The sequence below is a fragment of the Collinsella sp. Sow4_E3 genome, from assembly GCF_052116285.1.
In the GTDB taxonomy this organism is placed as follows: Bacteria; Actinomycetota; Coriobacteriia; order Coriobacteriales; family Coriobacteriaceae; genus Collinsella.
In genome coordinates, this window is sequence record NZ_JBQKLJ010000103.1 from 1 (window position 1) to 526 (window position 526).

The 526-nt window shown below is 38.0% G+C and carries 2 protein-coding genes; both read right to left on the reverse strand.

Features of this window, described 5'->3' with window-relative positions; genetic code table 11:
• The coding region (locus ACTQ48_RS11470) for a hypothetical protein (RefSeq protein ID WP_441571050.1) at positions 1-384 on the reverse strand (384 nt) is incomplete at its 3' end.
• Positions 341-526 (reverse strand): hypothetical protein (locus ACTQ48_RS11475; protein WP_441571051.1); only part of this gene is annotated, 186 nt, incomplete at its 5' end. The genes ACTQ48_RS11470 and ACTQ48_RS11475, both read right to left, overlap by 44 nt.

Here is a 526-nt window from a genome sequence, read left to right on the forward strand (position 1 = left end):
ATTCAATTCATCACGATAAGCATCAAACCCATCTTCCTGCAAGGGATAAAGAATACTCTTACGGAATTTTTCCAGATTAACTTTTTGATTGAAAATAGTCAGTTGGAAATTGGTCTGATCATCCAGTGAATTGATTAAATCGGAATATTTCTCCACGATAGCTCCCTTATCATCTAAGCCAACTGTTTGATAATTAACATCTCCTAAAAGATAGGTTTGTGAGAAATAGCTTGGACTGACCTGCATAAGGCCATTCTGAAAAAGCCCTTGATAGGCTAACGTATTTACGGTAGAAGGTCTGAACTCCTGCTTCTGTGTTTTCGTCTTTTGCTTTTGGTCATTAGAAGGTGTCTTTGGTTTCATTGAGTGTTTTAATTTTTTCACGTTGGTCTCCTTTTCTTCCAGTAAATGTGCGGTCTGGCACCGTTAGTTCATAATGAAAACGGTACTTGAGGTAGGTTTCAAATGGTAAATCGTTGGGGCGATAGACCCCAAATAACATGAGTGGAATGGTAAAGCTAAAAAC